Genomic DNA, 15,329 nt, shown 5'->3' on the forward strand with positions numbered 1-15,329 from the left:
TCTCTCGTTTACTCGCCCTTTAATATATTTAATTGAGCGCAACCCCTACCCGATTTAATATAGCATTAATTGCCAAGGCATTATTTGATTTTTAAATTCATTAACTATTTAATCCGGCCTCATAAAACACAGCACTGGATTAAATGGCATGGGCGACCTTATTTATCTGAAGATAACAGGTGAGCGACAAGGCGATATCTCTTCTGGTTGTGGTACAGACGCATCGATAGGAAATCGCTGGCAGGAAAACCATCCTGATGAGATTTTTGCTTTTTCGCTCTCTAACGGATTAGTTAATACGGGTTCTGGTATTAATACCCGGGCGCTTAGATTTGAAAAATTAATTGATAAAAGCACACCGCTATTTATTAACGCCATCAATAACAATGAACGTCTGTTTATTGAAATTGATTTATGGCGAATAAACAGATTCGGCAGATGGGAACGCTACTATTATATTCAATTAAGAAATGCTTCGGTAAAAAGCATACAAACCTATGTGGCCCTAAACGAGCTGGATACCGAAGAAATTGCGGTATCGTATGACTATATTCTTTGCAAGCACCTGATTGCCAATACGGAGTTTGACTACCTGGCGTTGCCTGCTGAGTACAATCGTTTGTTTATACCGCCCCGCAATCAGCCGGCTAGTTCGATAATACCCGTTGCGAACCGACCTTCCCCCCCAGCACCACTCATTCCTGCAGTCACACCGGTCTATGCCAAATCCTGTCTGAAAGAGAAAGGCTGTACAGACGCAGGGAGCCGTGAAGAATCGGCTGAAAACTTCGGTCAGATGGCGGTTTTCGCACAATCTTCCGTTGATGATTGTTGCGGATATGCACAACCCGCAGAAGCCTCGGCCGCACTGCCGATCTTAGGTGGGCTGACGCAGGTGTGGGGCGAGTGGTCACTCAGTGGCATTCTCAGCGCCGCACGCGGCGTTCCTTATATCGGAGCGTTAGCTTCCGCGCTGTATATTCCGTCTGCGGGGACGGGCAGCGCACGCGTTCCCGGACGTGATGAGTTCTGGTATGAGGAAGAATTGCGGAAAAAGGCGCTGGTAGGTGGCACAGCCACAACCCGGGTTCGTTTTTTCTGGGGAACCGACATTCACGGTAAGTCGCAAGTCTACGGCGTGCATACCGGCGAAGGTACTCCGTATGAAAACGTGCGCGTCGCGAATATGCTATGGAATGATGGACACCATCGTTATGAATTTACGCCTGCCCACGACGTAGACGGGCCGTTAATCACATGGACGCCAGAAAATCCTGCGACGGGTGATGTACCTGAACATACTGGAAGCGATATTCCACCGCTTGATCAGCCAACAATTCTGGTGACACCCATCCCGGATGGCAAAAATGAGTACACCACGCCACCGTTCCTTGTGCCGGATGTCGCCGATTTTAACGATTATATTCTGGTCTTTCCGGCCGATTCAGGCATTCAGCCGATATATGTATACCTGAAAACAGCCCGGGACGAACCCGGCAAAGCAACCGGCCAAGGTGAAATTCTATCCGGAAATGGTCGCTGGCTTGAGGCCGCCAGTTCAGGGCTGGGCGCACCGATACCTGCACAGGTCGCAGATAAGCTGCGAGGAAGAACATTTCGCAACTTTGACCATTTCAGAAGAGAGTTCTGGCTTGCGGTGTCAGAGTGCCCTGAGCTAATGAAGGATTTTAAACCTTCTAACCAAACCCTGATAAGAATGGGGTTAGCACCATATCCTGGTCCTTCAGAGCAAGTAGGTGGCAGAAGCACTTTTGAACTTCATCACTTAGAAGAAATCCAGCATGGCGGAGAAGCGTTTAATATGGATAATATAAATATTACTACTCCTCGCTTACATATAGGAATACATAAAAATGCTAATAGATAATGAAAAAACAATAAGCGATTACACTGAGTCAGAGTTCATTGATCTGCTATCTAACTTTTTTGAGAATAAACATGGACTAAATGCTAGTGATTTTGGTAAATTTATCGATAACCTACAACTACATGTAGTCAAAGTCACCCAGCATCCACTTGGTAATGGACTGATTTTTAATACTCCAGATGAGATTGAATGTTCACCCTTAGGAATATTTAAGGAAATAAAAAAGTGGAGAACATCTCATGAATTAGAGTTATTTAAAGATTCTAAATGAGCTATACAAAGAAACTTATTATAAAGGTGAGTATATGAATCATCTTAAAAAGATCGAAGACTACGCCGAAGCTGAATTCATAGAACTCTTGAATGAATTCTCCGCAAATCCGCGCTATCAAGGCGAAATGGACCGTGAATCTTACATCGACTCATTAGTCGATCATTTCGATAAAATCGTGGATCATCCGGAAAGTGATGGATTGATTTTTTATCCGCCGGATGACAGGGAAGATAGCCCACAAGGCATCATCGATGAAATCAAAAAATGGCGTAAGTCCCAGGGACGCTCATCATTTAAAGAATCAACCTAAACATTTCAAATCAAGCATTTAAATCATTAATATCAATTTCAGAATAGCGTAGTTTTATACATCCAGGGAAATTAAAATGACAATAACGGTCACGGTTCAAGCTCAACTCATCGTCGGTGAAAAGCAGGTAATAGAAAGTTTGGCTCCAGAAGGTTCTTATACGGCTGTATTTGAAGATAATGGCCAAACCGGGTACTTCTATGCGCTTGATGAATCTGCAGACGGAAATCCTATCAAAGATGCACTACATATTTACAATGCAGAAGACGTGTCAGATAGACATATCCCATCAGATGTGAAGATCGGTTGGTCAGAAGACAGTAAGAAATGTGTGTTGCTGATAAATGGTTACCCACACGGTGTCTTTGATTTTGAATCAAAAAATGGATACTGCCGGAGCGGTTTTCCACCTACAATCAGTCAGGAGTGGTCTATCTTCGGGCATGCCTGGAATGATGCTGTCGACGATTTTTTCAGATAACAGGCATCAATACCCGATCGCCGGTTAGTCCGTTTTTATTGATACCTGATATTTTTTTCAGCGGACTTTTTCTCTATGCTGTATCAAGACATTGAATGCGGTATAAAACAAGGGAGCATGGGATGCCTGTTTTGCAGTGGAGCCTGTTGTTTGTGCTATCGCTCCTTCTTTCCCTGCTCTTTCTGTTTATCCATCTTCCAGGCCCCTTGCTGCTCGGTTCGATGATCGTCGGCATCATCTTCAGTATGCGCGGCATCTCGCTGCATCCTCCTCGCTGCACATTTCTTGGCGCACAGGCGATTCTCGGCTGTATGATTGCCCAAAATCTGACTGGTTCAATCTTTACAACCCTTGCAGCCCACTGGCCGATGGTGATAGTTATCCTGCTGGCAACCCTTATCAGCAGCGCGATAATCGGCTGGCTGCTGGTTCGCTATAGTAATCTACCGGGGAATACCGGTGCGTGGGGCTCGTCACCAGGCGGTGCAGCTGCAATGGTCGCAATGGCCCAGGATTATGGCGCCGACATCCGGCTGGTGGCGTTTATGCAGTATCTGCGCGTACTGTTGGTGGTCGGCGCGGCAGCGCTGGTCACCCGGCTGGTGATGGGCGACCTGGCCCAAACGGTCAGTGAACAAATCATCTGGTTTCCGCCGCTAAGCGGCAATCTTTTCAGCACTCTGATGCTGGCCGCCGTTGCCGGCACGGCTGGACGCCTACTGCGTATTCCCTCTGGCGTTATGCTATTGCCAATGCTGGTGGGTGCCATGCTGAATGCAAGCGGAGTGATGGTGATTGAACTGCCGGAATGGCTACTGGCTATAGCCTACATGTCAATTGGCTGGCAAATCGGTCTTGGCTTTGACAAGCAGATCTTTTTGATGGCATTACGACCACTGCCACAGATCCTGTTGTCCATTTTTTCACTGATGGCGATCTGCGCAGCCATGGCCTGGGGACTGGCGCATTACATGCAGATCGACTTTCTCACTGCCTATCTGGCAACCAGTCCTGGAGGCGTGGATTCTGTTGCGGTGATCGCCGCAGGAAGCCACGCTGATATGGCGCTCATCATGGCGATGCAAACCCTGCGACTGTTCAGCATTTTGTTAACTGGCCCCGCAGTCGCGCGGTTTATTTCGGTGCACGCACCAAAACAACCCGCTTAGTGCTGACAACCCGGGCACCAGTAAAAGGGGCGCGAAGAGAGCATCGTTTTCTCGATTATGCCACCACAACGCTCACAGGTTTCGCCATCCCGATGAAAGACCTTAAAGCGAAACAACGCACCGTGATGTTTATTCTCGTCGACCAAGCCGCGGGTAGTATAAGACAGCCGCGGAATATCAAGCAGCGCATGTGCCAGTTTATCCAGTTGCTCATCACTAAGCTGCGACGCTTTATGCTGCCCGGTCAACCCAACCTGCCAAAGGATCTCTACCCGCAGGTAGTTACCTAATCCAGCCAGAAATGCCTGGTCCAGTAGCAGACCAGAAAACTGGCGATTGCGAAAACGCGGAGATAACAGACGCGCTTTAACCTCATCGGGCGTTAAACGTAAATCCAGTACATCTGGCCCTACCCGTTGCAGGAACGGATGGGTGGAGAGCTGTTCTGGCGTTAGCATTTCGATATCAGACGCGCTATAGAGCAGGATAGTTTTGTCGTGTGTCTGCAGCCTGACACGCAGTACCCGTGAAGTTTGCGGAATTTTGCCGGTATCCACCACTCGCCACACGCCATAGAGCTGATTGTGACTGTACAGCGTCAGGCCATTAGAAAAATGGGTCAGTAATGCTTTCCCCCGCGTTTCAAGCTGGGTAACACGTTGCCCAATCAGTTGAGATTGATACGGTTTTAACTGCTCAAAGGCAAACCAGACATCCGTCAGGGGTTTGCCTTTGACTGCCGCCTCCAGGTTATCCGCCGCGCGGCGGATCTCCGGGCCTTCAGGCATAATACTGTCCTTTGTTAATGTGTTGCGCCGCCCGTCACTGCAATATCGCTTTCTACCTGCAAGGCGGTGGCAATCGCAATCTCCAGCGCACGGCGCACCGTTTCTGTCGCCATACTTGGCGCCCCGGGATGCTGTGCAGCCTGTTGCGGCAAATAAGGGATATGAATAAAGCCGCCCTTCACCGCCGGTACGTCGCGTAGTTTATGCAGCAGGCCATACATCACATGGTTACACACGAAAGTACCCGCAGTCTGGGAAACCGAGGCCGGAATTCCCGCGTTGCGCATGGCGACAACCATCGCTTTAATCGGCAACGTACTAAACCATGCCGCCGGGCCATCGACCACAATCGGCACATCGACCGGCTGTTGCCCCTGATTATCCGCAATACGCGCATCGTCAACGTTAATCGCCACGCGTTCCACGGTGATATCCGTGCGACCACCCGCCTGCCCCACCGCCAGCACCAGTGATGGCGACAACGCGTCAATCGCGGCGTTGAGTACAGCGAGAGACTCGCCAAAGACACACGGTAGTTGGCGGGCAATAACACGGCATCCGTCGATAATAGCATTGTCGAGGCTCGAGACCACTTCCCAGGAAGGGTTAACTGACTCGCCGCCAAAGGGTTCAAATCCCGTGATGAGTACTGTTTTCATCCTTCCTCCTTACAGGAACATCAGGAAATACATCAGGAACACGTTGACCAGTAGCAGCAGTACGCCGGTTGGCACCTGCGCTTTAATCACCGCATTTTTGTCCGGTAGTTCCAGCAACGCTGCAGGAACAATATTAAAGTTCGCCGCCATCGGCGTCATCAGCGTCCCACAATAGCCGGAGAACATACCTATCGCCGCCATTACCGCTGGGTTGCCGCCGTGTTGCAGTACGAGGATCGGAATGCCAATCCCAGCGGTCACGATCGGGAAAGCAGCAAACGCATTACCCATAACCATGGTCAACAATGCCATGCCGATGGTGTACACCGCCACCGCGATAAAGCGACTATCCACCGCCAGATATTCCTGCGTCAGGTATGAAATGCCGCTACCGACACCCGCCGCTGTAAACAGCAGCCCAAGCGTAGCCAGAATCTGCGGCAAAATGAACGCCCAGCCAATGGAGTCCAGCAGACGGCGTGCCTCCTGAATCGGTTGATGCACCCGCTCATGGGTCATTTTTATCGCCATCGCCAGACCAATCAACGAACCCGCTGTCATTGAAAAGAGCGTCACCAGAGTGGCGTGATTACCCGGCCCGAACAGCGCATCCTGTAAGCCCGGAATATGGTTGAACATCAGTACGCCAATGACCGTTACCACCGGGATCGCCAACGCTGGGAAAAACAGGCGGTTGCCCAGGCGGCTGGCGCTTTCTTCGCGCTGTTGCTGCGTGCGTTGATGGTAGCTTCCCAGCTTCACACCGCCAAAACCCGCGATCAGGGCCAGCACGACCACCGCAACGCCGACGGCAATATGCACTGCGCGTTTATCGCCAAACAGCGAGTATGTCCAGTCACCAAGCAGAAACAGTACGCCATATATGCCCCAAAACAGGCCTGTGGTGAAACGGCGCGGGTTTGCTTTGTCCTGCCAGGACATCAGCGCCACAATCAGTAATACCGCACCTGCCAGCCAGTAGAGATAGCTTTGTTGAAAATTCATTTCGCTTCCCCTTTCGCTGCGGCATTTGCTTTCGCCACCTCACGTTGCAAATAGCTATCCAGACGCCACAAACGCGTGCCGTGGATCAGGAAAGCACAAATTGCCGTTGGGATCCCCCACAAGGCGATATGCAGAGGTTCGGTCTGGATCCCTCCAGACTCCAGCATAAAGTTGTGCATGAATATGATCGCGCCGAAGGCAACAAAGATATCTTCACCGAAAAACAGCCCGACGTTATCGGTCGCCGCTGACATTGCGCGCAGGCGATAGCGAACCGCGCCGGGTATCTCTCCGTGATTTTTCTCGGCGGCCCCTTCCGCCATTGGCGCCAGCAGCGGGCGCACCATCTGCGGATGCCCCCCCAGACTGGTCAACCCTAACGCAGCGGTCGCTTCGCGAATGAACAGATAGACAATAAGCAGACGGCCACTGGTGGCACTGCGGATTTTCGCAATCCACGCCTGAGCACGCTCTTTGAGTCCGTGACGTTCCAGCAGGCCAATAACCGCCAGCGGGATCAGCAGGATAAACGGCAGGTTGCGGGTGTTAAGAAAACCTTCACCCAGCTTCTCGAGGATGGTGGCGATCGGCATATGCGCCGCCAGTCCCGTGACGATCCCGGCAATAATAACCACCAATACCGGATTAAAACGTAAAAGAAATCCGACCACGATGACGGCGATCCCCGTCAATGGCCAGAGAGAAATTACCTCTCCCATAATTCATTCCCGTATATGTTGTTGTGTAATATATTGTTGTTTTGTATGGTAAATCTTATGCACCAATTTCAATATTGCATGCATTAAAGGCGCTACGCAAGCGACGGGCAAAAGCGAGTGCGTGCTCGCCATCCCCATGAATGCATACCGTCTGGGCGGTCACGCTTGCCCATGTTCCACTTTGGCTTTTTACTCTGCCGGATTGCACCATTTCTAACGTTTGCGCCAGCGCCTGCTCTTCATCCTCAATCAGTGCGCCCGGCTGGTTACGTGGCACCAGACTGCCATCGGCCTGATAACCCCGATCGGCAAAAACCTCTTGACGCGTTATCAAGCCATAGTGTTCTCCAGCGCGAATCAGTTCGCTTCCCGCCAGCCCGACCAGAACCAGCGACGGATCGCAGGCATGAACCGCTTTCGCAATCGCATCAGCCAATTGAGGATCTTTCGCCGCCTGGTTATAGAGCATGCCATGCGGTTTGACATGGCGCATCACGCCGCCTTCTGCCCGCGTGATGGCAGCCAGCGCGCCAATTTGATACAGCGTCTGTGCATACACCGTTTGTGCAGGCAGGGTCATGGCGCTACGACCAAAATTTTCCCGATCCGGAAAGCTGGGGTGCGCACCTACCGCCACACCATTTTTTAACGCATCACGCACGCTTGAGAGCATAGTTTGCGCATCGCCGGCGTGAAACCCACAGGCGATGTTGGCCGATGACACCAATTGCAGCAACGCTGCATCGTTCGCACATCCCTCACCGAGGTCTGCATTGAGATCAATTTTCATTGTTAAGTCGCCATGCTAACTGTTCCAGATAACGCTGCTGGTCGTACCGCGCCTTCAGCGCTTCCTCCAGCGAACACTGCACAAAATGAATCGGCTGACCGAGCGGGATCTGCGCCAGATGATACATATCTGCTTCGATAATACAGGCGATGCGCGGATAGCCACCCGTCGTCTGAGCATCGTTCATCAGCACGATTGGCTGGCCATTATGCGGAACCTGCACCACGCCGGGGAGCAAACCATGCGACAGCAGCTCGCGATCGGTCGTGCGCGTCAGCGGCTGCCCCTGAAGACGATACCCCATACGGTTACTTTGCGGGCTAAGCTGCCACGGCGAGCGCCAGAAAGAGGCCTGCGATACCTCATCAAACTCCTGATATTCAGGGCCGGGCAGTGCGCGAATGAGATTACCCCACATCAGTTGTTTTACACCTTGTGGCCCGCTGAATTGCCGGGTCGATACGCCAATCGCCAGTCGATCGCCATCACGCAGCAGACGTCCTTCAAACCCACCAATGCCCACTTTCAGATCGGTACTACGCGAACCCATCACTTCGGGAACATCAATACCGCCCGCTACAGCCAGATAACTGCGCATACCATGAAGAGGTCGTTTTAGCGTCAGGCGCTGCCCGGCTTTTACTGGTAACCGCCATCCGCTCCATACGGGAGTTCGATCCAGATGCGCTTCGCATCCGGCACCGGTCAGGGCAAACCAGCCATCGGCTTCAAACTCCACCACCAGTTGCCCCAGCGTGATTTCCAGCGCTGCGGCATTCGCATCATTACCCACCAGCAGGTTAGCCACGTTCAGCGCCGGTTTATCCAGCGCGCCACAGTGACTAATTCCGGATTGACGAAAACTATGGCGTCCCCCGTCCTGTACTGAGGTGTACATGCCAGCGCGGATGATGTTTAACATATCCCCTCCTTCTGCGGGACAAAACGCACGGTATCGCCAGCCCGTAACAGAATCGGCTCCTCCCGTTTTGGATCAAATAACGAAACGGAGGTACGCCCAATCAATTGCCATCCACCGGGTGTGGCAAGCGGGTAGATCCCCGTTTGAGATCCACCTATACCGACAGAACCTGCCGGAACAAGCAAACGCGGTTCCGCACGTCTGGGGGTATGCAGCTGTTCAGGTAAGCTCCCGAGATAGGGAAATCCCGGCTGAAAACCGATAAACCACACCACATAGTCAACTGACGCATGAAGTTCGACGACCTGCTTGTCGCTTAATCCACTGTGTCGGGCGACCTCTGCCAGATCAGGGCCAAACTCACCACCATAGGTCACAGGTATTTCAATAAAGCGTGAATCCGGCTCCAGTGCTTCGCTCTCTTCCCACCAGCGCTGCAGGCGTTCAATCGCATCCAGTGCCAGCGTTTGCGGGTCGCGTAGAGTAACCGTGATATTGTTCATTCCCGGAATAGCTTCAAGCACATTCGGGGCGTCAACTAAACGCTGAGCCAGACGCCAGATGCGTTTCTGAGTCGCCAGCGTGATGGGGGGCTCCAGTTCGAGAACCACCGCCGTTTCACCTAACAGATAACAACGCGCTCGCTGCACTTTCATCCCTCTTTATTACGCTGGGTTAGGTATATCGATAAAGGTTACGTCCAGATCGGTATTTTCATTCAGCCATTCGCTTAATGCGCGAATGCCGCCGCGTTCGGTCGCATGGTGACCGGCAGCATAAAAATGCAGCCCCTGCTCGCGGGCTGAGTGAATGGTTTGCTCAGAGACTTCACCGGTAATAAAGGCGTCGACACCAAATCGGGCTGCGCTATCAATAAAACTTTGACCGCCCCCGGTACACCAGGCAACGCGCTGAACTTTCTCCGGCCCGGTATCACCGCACCATAACGGTTTACGACCTAAACGCGCTTCAATCCACGATGCCAGCTCCAGCCCCGGAACAGGCATGGAGAGTTCTCCCCATGGCACCAGCGGTTCAATTTCCCCCATAACGGTGATTCCCAACAGCGCGGCCAACTGCGCGTTATTCCCCAATTCCGGGTGTGCATCCAGCGGCAAGTGCCAGCCATACAGGTTGATATCATTTTCTAACAGCGTTTTCAGACGATTGCGCTTCATGCCGCGAATAACCGGAGATTCGCCTTTCCAGAAATAGCCGTGGTGAACAATAACCGCATCCGCTTGCTGGCGTACCGCCTCGTCCAGCAATGCCTGGCTTGCAGTCACACCGGTCACGATTTTATGCACCGTCTCTTTGCCCTCAACCTGCAAACCATTCGGCGCATAATCGCTAATGGCGGCGCTGTTTAGTTTGTCGTTGATCAGTTGTTCCAGTTCGGTGTTTTTCATCATCGTCCTCGTAGTCATCATTTCTGCCTGCCCAATCAGCAACACAGCTTAGGTTAAAATAGCGTCCCCGCCTGCGTTCGTCGATAGCCATTTCACTGACACATAAAGAAACAATCACACCCGCTTTGAACGTGATTTGCTTACCACTACGCGATCTAATTCATGTATATTTATGCAATCAGATAGCATATTGCAAAAATAATCAGATCTGTATCAAAGTTACAACTTTAAGGAAACACACTCGCGCAGCACGTTCAGCCAGTCGCGAGGCATTTACTTCGAGAAAATAATGAATAAACAAGCATCTCAACCACGGGCGATATACTACGTTGTCGCGCTACAAATCTGGGAATACTTCAGTTTTTACGGCATGCGTGCGCTGCTGATCCTGTATCTCACTAACCAGCTTAAGTACGACGATAATCACGCATATGAACTGTTCAGCGCCTACTGCTCGCTGGTCTATGTCACCCCTATTCTCGGGGGATACCTGGCCGATAAAGTGCTCGGCAATCGAATGGCGGTGATGATCGGCGCATTTTTAATGGCGGTAGGACATCTGGTATTGGGTGCCAGCGAAATGGCCCCGGCGTTCCTCTATTTGTCGCTGGCGATAATTGTCTGCGGCTACGGTCTGTTTAAATCAAATATCAGTTGCCTGTTGGGCGAGTTGTATCAACCTGAAGACCCGCGTCGCGACGGTGGATTCTCTCTGCTCTACGCCGCCGGTAACATCGGTTCGATCATCGCACCAATTGCCTGCGGATACGTGCAGGAAGAATACAGCTGGGCGATGGGCTTTGCGCTGGCTGCCATCGGCATGCTGGCAGGGCTGGTGATATTCTTATGTGGTAATCGCCATTTCGCCCACACCACCGGCGTCAACAAGGCCGTTCTCTGTGCTAAAACCTTTATTCTGCCAAATTGGGCCTGGCTGTTAGTTTTGTTGGTTGCCGCACCGCTGCTGATTACCGTGCTGTTCTGGAAAGAGTGGTCCGTTTACGCACTGATTGTTGCCACCATTATTGGTCTGGCAGTTCTGGCGAAGATTTATCGCCAGGCACAGACGCAGAAACAACGCAAAGAGCTGGGGCTTATCGTCACGCTGACCTTCTTCAGCCTGTTGTTTTGGGCCTTTGCTCAACAGGGCGGCAGTTCGATCAGCCTGTATATCGACCGCTTCGTTAACCGCGATATTCTGGGGTATTCCGTCCCTACCGCGATGTTCCAGTCGGTTAACGCTTTTGCCGTTATGCTGTGCGGTATCGTACTGGCGTGGGTAGTCAAAGAAAGCGTGAGTGGCAATCGTACCGTACGTATCTGGGGTAAATTTGCCCTTGGCCTCGGCTTAATGAGCGCTGGGTTCTGTATTCTAACCTTGAGCGCTCGCTGGTCCGCTGCTTACGGCCACTCTTCCATGCCGCTGATGGTACTTGGGTTGGCGGTCATGGGCTTTGCCGAACTGTTTATCGATCCGGTAGCAATGTCACAAATTACGCGTATTGAGATCCCTGGTGTTACCGGCGTATTAACCGGCATTTATATGCTGCTTTCCGGTGCCATCGCCAACTACCTGGCAGGCGTTATCGCCGATCAGACCTCACAAGGCTCGTTTGATGCTGCAGGCGCTATCAACTACTCCATCAATGCCTATATTGATGTCTTTAGTGAAATTACCTGGGGTGCGCTGGCCTGTGTGGTGCTGGTGCTGATGATTTGGCTGTACCAGTCGCTTAAGTTCAGAAACCGTTCACTGGCGGTAGAATCCTGAGTGTAGGGGCCCGATGATGTAATCTGATTCGGGCTTTTTTTCAGGAATTACGCATGGCTGGCAGTCAACTCCTCTTCAGAAAGACCTGTAACCAGAAGCACCATGTTGCGATCTATTCCCTGCTCCAACATAGTTTGCGCTATACGTAATGCGGCTTCTCGTTTGCCTCGCTGCAACCCTTCCTGTAATCCATCTAAGCGTAACCGCTCGGCAATCGTCATCAGCTTCTCCTTATGTTGGGGGATCCGTTGCGCCATCTCTTGTATAAATTCATTAAAGCGAGATTCATCGCCGGATTGCAGGATGTAATTAAACATCGCCTGTAGTTGCGTGTCATTAGCGCACCCTGTAAGTAACAGCGTGGCCAGTTGATCTACCAGCCCCATCAAATCCCGCTGACGGATATGTTTTTGCATTAGTTCCAGCAGTGCCATTCGCCTGTGAGCCATGATTTCGTCATCGGGCACCACTGTGATATCCACCAATGGAAATGCGCTGGCATAAAGTTGCCGTGCCGTTACAGGATCGGTAAACGCATCAAGCCAGCACAGTGAGTACGGATACGGACTTCGACAGCCATGATAAAACAGCATGGGTATCACAATCGGCAGTTCTTTGTGCCCGGCATCCAAATGACGCTGCATCGCCGCTATTGCGTAACGCAGCAGACGAAAAGCCATATGCGGATCGGCTGAACTCTGGTGTTCTATAACCACGTATACATAACCTTCACCATCGTGCGTATGCACAGACCAGAGCACGTCGGAGTAGCGGGTACGTAAATCCGCTTCAATAAAGCTTTCTGACTCCAGCTTCAGCGTATTTAAATCGCAAAGCGTTTGCAGATCTGCGGGTAGATGAATTTCGAGGAAGTCCCGAGCTGTTTCTGGATGATGTAAAAACGTTTTAAATACCGCATCGTGCGGTGTAGATGTCGTTGGTGTTGTCATCAAATTCCGTCACCTGAATGAAGATGACGGCACTTTACTGCTGGCGGAAAACATCTTCATCAAGGCATTAGCAGCCTTGCGTACACGCTTCAGCGCTAAATGCCCCCACCACTGCAACATATTCATTCTACTGGAAGGTCTTACGCAGAAATCCGCTGCGCGCTTATCCCTTACGCGCCGCCTCATATGCCGCCAGCGTCGCCAGCCTTGCCTGTTTATGATCGACAATCTGACGAGGATAGTTAAGCGTCACCTGCGCTTTTTCAGCCCATGACCACGGTTCATGAATAGCTTTACCCGGCACATCGCGCAGTTCCGGCAGCCACTGGCGGATAAACTCACCGTCACGGTCGAATTTTTCGCCCTGCGTCGTGGGGTTAAAGATACGGAAATACGGTGCGGCGTCGGTTCCGGTTGAGGCTGCCCACTGCCAGCCGCCGTTATTGGCCGCTAGGTCGCCATCAATCAGTTGCGACATGAAATATTGTTCGCCTTTACGCCAGTCGATCAGCAGGTCTTTCACTAAAAAACTGGCGGTAATCATGCGTAAACGATTATGCATCCAGCCCGTGGCGTTGAGCTGACGCATGGCCGCATCCACAATGGGGTAGCCTGTATTCCCTGTTTTCCAGGCCTGGAAATGCGTCGGATTATTCTGCCATTGCACGCGTTCGGTCCAGCGAATAAAAGGTTGATACCGACATAGCGCCGGATGGTAAGTCATCAGATTACGATAAAATTCGCGCCAAATAAGCTCATTCAACCAAACGCTGCCTGCCCCATCCTCAAGCGCCTGCGGCTGCTCCACGAGCAGTCGATTCAGGCACTGGCGCGGTGATAGTCCTCCTGTCGCTAGGCTCGCGGATAATCGACTGGTTCCGTCAATCGCCGGAAAGTCACGCAGTTGTTCATATTCTCCGGCGGCCTGCTGGCAAAAATGGCGTAACTGCGCGATGGCCAATTTTTCTTCTGCCGGAAATTGCTGCGTATCAAAATCCTGCTGCGGGTAGCTCAGCGCGATGGATGTTAATGGAGAGTCAAGAGCACCGCTTTCTCTCACCTTCGGCGCACTGACACATTCCGGGATCCCGTCTTTTATCCGCTTCAGCCAGGCATTTTTAAACGGCGTAAAGACTTTATACATCTCGTGATTACCGGTCATGACCGCCCCCGGAGGCAGGATCACGCTGTCGTCAAACCCTTCGCACACCACCTGAGGTAATGACTTTTCGACGGCAGCATCACGCTGGCGTTCGTTTATTTCATATTGATAGTTATAAAATATTCGACTGACGCCATGCTGTACGCAGACGTTTTTGACGGTTTCCACACTGGTCGCAAAATCAGCAACTTCATGAAACAGAAGCGGGATGCCCTTTTCTGCCAGCGCCGTTTGCAACGCGTTCAGCTGCGCATTAACCAATGCTGCCTGACGTGGGGCCATATCATGCGCCTTCCACTGTTCAGGCGTGGAGATATAGAGCGCGAGTACATGTGCAGAACGATCCCGACAAGCCGCCGCCAGCGCGAGATTGTCATGCAGACGTAAATCACGCCGAAACCAGACCAGATGCGTGGTCATAAAACTCCCTGATAAAAATTAATCATTGCCCTGTAAACGCCAAATCGCAGGCCAGAGTTCAAAATAACGTTGCCCGGACAACCAGGTGTTCGGGTGCTCAGCCATATAGTGTTTGAGGAGCATTAAGGGTGCAAGTAGCGGCTGCGCCTCGCGTCGATAGTTATCGATTATCGAGGTCAATTCCTGACGTTGACGCAGATCGAGCTGATTACGGAAATAGCCCTGTACGTGCATCAATACATTGGTATGGTTACGCCGGGTAGCAGGATTTAATAACAGATGGATCAATCGTAGGCGATACTCGGTAAAAAAAGCATCGAGATCTTGCCATTCATGGATTGCGGCAACGAAGGGGCCAAGCTCCCGATACTCTGGCTGGGAATGCGCCAGTAGTACCAGTTTGTAGCGGGTATGATAGTCAATTAATGCGCCCCGCGTTAATTTTCGCTGACGCAGGCGGTGCAATTCATGCAAAGCGTAAACACGTATTAATGTATTTTCGTCGAACTGAGGTGCTTCACTCGCTTCTGTGGTCAGACAGGTGCGGATACCAACAGGAATTCTCGTGCTCATCGCCACTCCTTATCCGTTACTCAGATAAGTGTAGACGTC

The 15,329-nt window shown here is 51.5% G+C and carries 17 protein-coding genes; 6 read left to right on the plus strand and 11 right to left on the minus strand.

What is annotated here, in order from left to right:
• Nucleotides 1–148 precede the first annotated feature (148 nt).
• The 5 genes from tssD to SK35_RS17440 all read left to right on the plus strand — a co-directional run bounded on the left by tssD (nucleotide 149) and on the right by SK35_RS17440 (nucleotide 4,122).
• Complete coding sequence (tssD, locus tag SK35_RS17420; protein ID WP_048214665.1) at nucleotides 149–1,888, plus strand: type VI secretion system tube protein TssD; 1,740 nt, start codon at nucleotides 149–151, stop codon at nucleotides 1,886–1,888.
• The gene (locus SK35_RS17425) at nucleotides 1,875–2,159 is read left to right on the plus strand and encodes a bacteriocin immunity protein (protein ID WP_048214666.1); all 285 of its coding nucleotides are present in this window, start codon (nucleotides 1,875–1,877) and stop codon (nucleotides 2,157–2,159) included. Before tssD ends, SK35_RS17425 begins: the two co-directional genes overlap by 14 nt.
• Before the next feature lie 34 nt (nucleotides 2,160–2,193).
• A complete protein-coding gene (locus SK35_RS17430) occupies nucleotides 2,194–2,472 on the plus strand; it encodes a bacteriocin immunity protein (RefSeq protein ID WP_048214667.1) in 279 nt (92 codons plus the stop codon).
• A gap of 76 nt (nucleotides 2,473–2,548) precedes the next feature.
• Nucleotides 2,549–2,953 carry a DUF2251 domain-containing protein gene (locus tag SK35_RS17435; protein WP_048214668.1) on the plus strand — a complete coding sequence of 135 codons (405 nt, stop codon included), beginning with the start codon at nucleotides 2,549–2,551 and terminating at the stop codon, nucleotides 2,951–2,953.
• 122 nt (nucleotides 2,954–3,075) lie between these two features.
• A complete protein-coding gene (locus SK35_RS17440; protein WP_048214669.1) occupies nucleotides 3,076–4,122 on the plus strand; it encodes an AbrB family transcriptional regulator in 1,047 nt (348 codons plus the stop codon).
• On the opposite strand, the gene nei is transcribed toward SK35_RS17440, so the two are convergent.
• From nei to ybgI, 8 genes are read right to left on the minus strand one after another with little or no spacing between them, the layout of a single operon-like run.
• Entirely contained in the window at nucleotides 4,119–4,910 is a 792-nt protein-coding gene (gene nei / locus SK35_RS17445) for an endonuclease VIII (protein WP_048214670.1), read from the minus strand. The genes SK35_RS17440 and nei overlap by 4 nt on opposite strands.
• A 14-nt stretch (nucleotides 4,911–4,924) precedes the next feature.
• Nucleotides 4,925–5,569 carry a pyroglutamyl-peptidase I gene (gene pcp, locus SK35_RS17450; protein WP_048214671.1) on the minus strand — a complete coding sequence of 215 codons (645 nt, stop codon included), beginning with the start codon at nucleotides 5,567–5,569 and terminating at the stop codon, nucleotides 4,925–4,927.
• A 9-nt stretch (nucleotides 5,570–5,578) separates the two neighbouring features.
• The gene (locus tag SK35_RS17455) at nucleotides 5,579–6,574 is read right to left on the minus strand and encodes a DUF979 domain-containing protein (RefSeq protein ID WP_008784131.1); all 996 of its coding nucleotides are present in this window, start codon (nucleotides 6,572–6,574) and stop codon (nucleotides 5,579–5,581) included.
• The gene (locus SK35_RS17460) at nucleotides 6,571–7,293 is read right to left on the minus strand and encodes a DUF969 domain-containing protein (protein ID WP_003831395.1); all 723 of its coding nucleotides are present in this window, start codon (nucleotides 7,291–7,293) and stop codon (nucleotides 6,571–6,573) included. The genes SK35_RS17455 and SK35_RS17460 overlap by 4 nt, the downstream gene beginning before the upstream one ends.
• Nucleotides 7,294–7,348: 55 nt before the next feature.
• Nucleotides 7,349–8,083 carry a 5-oxoprolinase subunit PxpA gene (gene pxpA / locus SK35_RS17465; RefSeq protein ID WP_008784130.1) on the minus strand — a complete coding sequence of 245 codons (735 nt, stop codon included), beginning with the start codon at nucleotides 8,081–8,083 and terminating at the stop codon, nucleotides 7,349–7,351.
• Complete coding sequence (gene pxpC / locus SK35_RS17470; protein ID WP_048214672.1) at nucleotides 8,073–9,005, minus strand: 5-oxoprolinase subunit PxpC; 933 nt, start codon at nucleotides 9,003–9,005, stop codon at nucleotides 8,073–8,075. The genes pxpA and pxpC overlap by 11 nt, the downstream gene beginning before the upstream one ends.
• The gene (gene pxpB / locus SK35_RS17475; protein WP_003831391.1) at nucleotides 8,999–9,655 is read right to left on the minus strand and encodes a 5-oxoprolinase subunit PxpB; all 657 of its coding nucleotides are present in this window, start codon (nucleotides 9,653–9,655) and stop codon (nucleotides 8,999–9,001) included. The genes pxpC and pxpB overlap by 7 nt, the downstream gene beginning before the upstream one ends.
• A 15-nt stretch (nucleotides 9,656–9,670) precedes the next feature.
• Nucleotides 9,671–10,414 carry a radiation resistance protein YbgI gene (ybgI, locus tag SK35_RS17480; RefSeq protein WP_003831390.1) on the minus strand — a complete coding sequence of 248 codons (744 nt, stop codon included), beginning with the start codon at nucleotides 10,412–10,414 and terminating at the stop codon, nucleotides 9,671–9,673.
• Nucleotides 10,415–10,703: 289 nt separating this feature from the next.
• On the opposite strand from ybgI, the gene dtpD reads away from it, so the two are divergent.
• A complete protein-coding gene (dtpD, locus tag SK35_RS17485) occupies nucleotides 10,704–12,185 on the plus strand; it encodes a dipeptide permease DtpD (RefSeq protein ID WP_003831389.1) in 1,482 nt (493 codons plus the stop codon).
• A gap of 47 nt (nucleotides 12,186–12,232) precedes the next feature.
• Here the strand turns inward: dtpD and SK35_RS17490 are convergent, their stop codons facing one another.
• From SK35_RS17490 to SK35_RS17500, 3 genes are all read right to left on the minus strand, one after another.
• Nucleotides 12,233–13,135: an Rpn family recombination-promoting nuclease/putative transposase gene (locus SK35_RS17490; RefSeq protein ID WP_020996544.1), complete on the minus strand. Its 903-nt coding sequence runs from the start codon at nucleotides 13,133–13,135 to the stop codon at nucleotides 12,233–12,235.
• Between the two features lie 163 nt (nucleotides 13,136–13,298).
• On the minus strand, nucleotides 13,299–14,717 hold the full coding sequence (gene phrB / locus SK35_RS17495) for a deoxyribodipyrimidine photo-lyase (protein WP_048214673.1): 1,419 nt from the start codon (nucleotides 14,715–14,717) through the stop codon (nucleotides 13,299–13,301).
• An 18-nt stretch (nucleotides 14,718–14,735) separates the two neighbouring features.
• On the minus strand, nucleotides 14,736–15,290 hold the full coding sequence (locus SK35_RS17500; protein WP_100247216.1) for a DUF1722 domain-containing protein: 555 nt from the start codon (nucleotides 15,288–15,290) through the stop codon (nucleotides 14,736–14,738).
• Nucleotides 15,291–15,329: the final 39 nt, after the last annotated feature.

Source organism: Citrobacter sp. MGH105, from assembly GCF_001037485.2.
Classification (GTDB): Bacteria; Pseudomonadota; Gammaproteobacteria; order Enterobacterales; family Enterobacteriaceae; genus Citrobacter; species Citrobacter portucalensis.

What these genes read in the sequence shown, in the direction of transcription:
- tssD (WP_048214665.1), top strand. Translation starts at nt 149, where the DNA reads ATGGGCGACCTTATTTATCTGAAGATAACAGGTGAGCGACAAGGCGAT.
- SK35_RS17425 (WP_048214666.1), top strand. Translation starts at nt 1,875, where the DNA reads ATGCTAATAGATAATGAAAAAACAATAAGCGATTACACTGAGTCAGAG.
- SK35_RS17430 (WP_048214667.1), top strand. Translation starts at nt 2,194, where the DNA reads ATGAATCATCTTAAAAAGATCGAAGACTACGCCGAAGCTGAATTCATA.
- SK35_RS17435 (WP_048214668.1), top strand. Translation starts at nt 2,549, where the DNA reads ATGACAATAACGGTCACGGTTCAAGCTCAACTCATCGTCGGTGAAAAG.
- SK35_RS17440 (WP_048214669.1), top strand. Translation starts at nt 3,076, where the DNA reads ATGCCTGTTTTGCAGTGGAGCCTGTTGTTTGTGCTATCGCTCCTTCTT.
- nei (WP_048214670.1), bottom strand. Translation starts at nt 4,910, where the DNA reads ATGCCTGAAGGCCCGGAGATCCGCCGCGCGGCGGATAACCTGGAGGCG.
- pcp (WP_048214671.1), bottom strand. Translation starts at nt 5,569, where the DNA reads ATGAAAACAGTACTCATCACGGGATTTGAACCCTTTGGCGGCGAGTCA.
- SK35_RS17455 (WP_008784131.1), bottom strand. Translation starts at nt 6,574, where the DNA reads ATGAATTTTCAACAAAGCTATCTCTACTGGCTGGCAGGTGCGGTATTA.
- SK35_RS17460 (WP_003831395.1), bottom strand. Translation starts at nt 7,293, where the DNA reads ATGGGAGAGGTAATTTCTCTCTGGCCATTGACGGGGATCGCCGTCATC.
- pxpA (WP_008784130.1), bottom strand. Translation starts at nt 8,083, where the DNA reads ATGAAAATTGATCTCAATGCAGACCTCGGTGAGGGATGTGCGAACGAT.
- pxpC (WP_048214672.1), bottom strand. Translation starts at nt 9,005, where the DNA reads ATGTTAAACATCATCCGCGCTGGCATGTACACCTCAGTACAGGACGGG.
- ybgI (WP_003831390.1), bottom strand. Translation starts at nt 10,414, where the DNA reads ATGAAAAACACCGAACTGGAACAACTGATCAACGACAAACTAAACAGC.
- dtpD (WP_003831389.1), top strand. Translation starts at nt 10,704, where the DNA reads ATGAATAAACAAGCATCTCAACCACGGGCGATATACTACGTTGTCGCG.
- SK35_RS17490 (WP_020996544.1), bottom strand. Translation starts at nt 13,135, where the DNA reads ATGACAACACCAACGACATCTACACCGCACGATGCGGTATTTAAAACG.
- phrB (WP_048214673.1), bottom strand. Translation starts at nt 14,717, where the DNA reads ATGACCACGCATCTGGTCTGGTTTCGGCGTGATTTACGTCTGCATGAC.
- SK35_RS17500 (WP_100247216.1), bottom strand. Translation starts at nt 15,290, where the DNA reads ATGAGCACGAGAATTCCTGTTGGTATCCGCACCTGTCTGACCACAGAA.